The sequence below is a fragment of the Acetivibrio ethanolgignens genome, assembly GCF_001461035.1.
GTDB lineage: Bacteria > Bacillota > Clostridia > Lachnospirales > Lachnospiraceae > Velocimicrobium > Velocimicrobium ethanolgignens.
Genome location: NZ_LNAM01000056.1, coordinates 1 through 2,411, shown reverse-complemented (window position 1 = coordinate 2,411; position 2,411 = coordinate 1). Strand labels below are relative to the sequence as shown.

Annotated in this window: 2 protein-coding genes; one reads left to right on the top strand and one right to left on the bottom strand. The window is 39.2% G+C overall.

Features of this window, described 5'->3' with window-relative positions:
* Positions 1–328 precede the first annotated feature (328 nt).
* Positions 329–1,366, top strand: coding sequence for a YeiH family protein (locus ASU35_RS03755; protein WP_058351725.1), 1,038 nt, complete (start codon positions 329–331; stop codon positions 1,364–1,366).
* A 29-nt stretch (positions 1,367–1,395) separates the two neighbouring features.
* Here ASU35_RS03755 and ASU35_RS03750 read toward each other — a convergent pair whose 3' ends face one another.
* Entirely contained in the window at positions 1,396–2,316 is a 921-nt protein-coding gene (locus ASU35_RS03750) for a metallophosphoesterase (protein ID WP_058351724.1), read from the bottom strand.
* Positions 2,317–2,411 lie beyond the last annotated feature (95 nt).

Below are 2,411 nucleotides of genomic sequence, written 5' to 3'. Positions count from 1 at the left end.
TTAAGCTGGTTGTTTAAATAGATAAAAGAATATGTCTCCCAAAGTCCGGTTCCGGCGGGACTTATTAAAGTGCCTCTATTCACAGAACTTCCATTCTTAGTTCTTCAAAAAACGGAAGATTGGTGCTTTGGGTAGACATACTCGTTTTTTGATTACAATTTACGGAAACTCAAGACAGTCTAAACTGCACATTTTTTAATCATTTTCCCCAGTTGACCAGTATTTTGTAAAAATTCAAGATATTTCTACTTTACTTTATTTATCTTCTATGATACTATTCTTTTGTTTGTCATTACAACTTTATCATATTTATAAGGAGGTAAATACCTTGAATTTTATAACTAAAAACGGAAAAGGAATTCTTTTATGTCTGGCTATAGCCATTCCTTCCTGGTTTTTAGGAAAAGCTTTTCCTATTATTGGTGGTGCAGTTATCGCCATTATTGTTGGTATGATTATAACCTTATTTATAAAAGAAAAATCTTCTATGGAAGCAGGTATTAAATTTACTTCTAAAAAAGTCCTTCAGTGGGCCGTTATCCTGTTAGGCTTCGGCATGAACTTAAATGTTATTCTTCAAACAGGCAAACAGTCTCTACCGATTATTATAAGTACAATTACCGTTTCTCTGGTAATCGCCTATGTTCTCCACAAAGTCATGCACATTCCAGGAAAGATTTCCACACTGGTAGGTGTCGGTTCTTCTATCTGCGGAGGCTCTGCCATCGCAGCTACTGCACCAGTCATTGATGCTGATGACGAAGAAGTAGCACAGGCTATCTCTGTTATCTTCTTCTTTAATGTCTTAGCCGCAATCCTCTTTCCTACCTTTGGAAAGCTCCTGGACTTTTCTACCACAACAGGAGAGGCCTTTGGTATCTTTGCCGGAACTGCAATTAATGATACGTCCTCTGTAACTGCTGCTGCATCTACTTGGGACAACATGTGGATGTTAGGCTCCCAGACTCTGGACACTGCTGTTACCGTAAAGCTTACCCGTACCCTTGCCATTATCCCAATTACTCTTGTGCTGGCCTTTATTCGTACACAGAACGAAAAGAAAAAGGGTGGTTCCGAGACTAAAGTAAGCTTAAAACAGATTTTTCCATTCTTTATTTTATATTTCGTTGCTGCTTCCGTTATTACAACAGTAGCAATATCTCTGGGTGTAGATGCCAGTATCTTTACCCCAATTAAAACTCTGAGTAAGTTTTTCATTGTCCTTGCAATGGCAGCCATCGGTTTAAATACGGATATTGTAAAGCTTATCCGTACCGGCGGCAAGCCAATCATCATGGGCTTTTGCTGCTGGACAGGTATTACAGCAGTCAGCCTCTTTATGCAGCATATTCTGGAAATATGGTAATTAGCCTGGCGGTTTATCCGCCAGGCTAATTAATTTTCCAGCAAAAGCCAGGTATTATCCAAACACTTTGTATTTAAAATTTCTTCCATATAAATGGCAAAAAAGCTATCCTCTGCCTTTTCCTTCCACAGTGTATAGGCCTTTTGTTCTGTATAAAATTCTTTTTCCTTCAATCTGCCGCTGAAGTAATCTTCATTTATCCGAGTAAGAAAAGCAGCCATACTATTTTTTTCCTGCTCCGTTACCGGATACTCAGAAAGCTCTTCGCAAGCCTTCTGCCAGCTTGACAAATACAGATATTGATAAGAATTTCCCGGATATTCAATCTGATGGGTAGTATAGCACATCTCTTTTGTTTTATTTATATCCAGCTGTCCGTAAAGATTCGGCCACACTGCCAGGGATTCCAAAGCAACATCATAGAAGCTTTCCTCCTTATCGACCTTACTCTGCACAATATTCATAATATGCATGTGACCCGATAGATTAAGCCTCACTCCCTGCTCTACCAGCTCTCCTACAAATCTTTCACTGTTAGAAACCGTATAATAAGTATCAAAATATTTATTATGCTGCAACATATTATGATGGCTGACGCACAACAGCTGTTTTTCCTGTTTCTTGGCCTTCTTTGCTATCTCCAGAGCCCATTCCTTTGTTTCGTAGGAAAGAGTACCTTCCTCAGAAAAACGGTTTTGATAAATGCAGGTATCAAACATAAGAACCCAAAGTCCCTCCGATATCTCTGCGGCATAGCTCAAAGAATTTTTATCCCGTTCGATTGCCTCTCCATAGCCATATTCTTCATAAATAGAAACAAAATCCTCCGCTGTGATATTTTCCGCTTTCGTAATTCCTTCATCCGTAATTTTATAGGCATACGGATTATTAATATCATGATTTCCCGGAATTACAAGGGTTTGAATACCTATCTGCTCCAGCTGCTCCAAATAAGCGGCAAAATCCCTGTGACTTTCCTTTTCTCCGGTGAACTACCCATTGTCTAAAGCCAATGGGCTTCCTGCTTCATTGACCTCGCAACCTA